This window comes from Pseudomonas sp. H26/SER47-MNA-CIBAN-0231 (assembly GCF_040310465.1).
In the GTDB taxonomy this organism is placed as follows: domain Bacteria; phylum Pseudomonadota; class Gammaproteobacteria; order Pseudomonadales; family Pseudomonadaceae; genus Aquipseudomonas; species Aquipseudomonas atacamensis.
On the sequence record NZ_JBEOPW010000104.1, the window covers coordinates 1 to 264 of the forward strand.

Annotated in this window: 1 protein-coding gene; it reads left to right on the top strand. The window is 66.3% G+C overall.

The window, feature by feature from the left end; all coding sequences use genetic code 11:
- Nucleotides 1–264, top strand: a 264-nt coding sequence (locus tag AAEZ10_RS27465; protein WP_350571831.1) for an amino acid permease, incomplete at both ends; no start/stop codon positions are given.

The following is a 264-nucleotide window of genomic DNA, read 5'->3' on the forward strand; positions in this document are numbered from 1 at the left end:
GTGCTGGCCCTGGTGATTCCCGGTGTGATCGGTTTCCTGCTGTCGCTGACCGGCCAGGGCGACCTGCTGATCCTCGTCGCGGTGTTCGGCGCGACCATCTCCTACGTCTTGATGATGGCCTCGCACATCGTCCTGCGCCTGCGCCGGCCAGACCTACATCGCCCGTACAAGACACCCGGCGGCATCGTCACCTCGGGCGTGGCGCTGGTGCTGGCCTGCATAGCGGTCATCGCGGGTTTCCTGGTCGATCCGCGGGTGGTGATC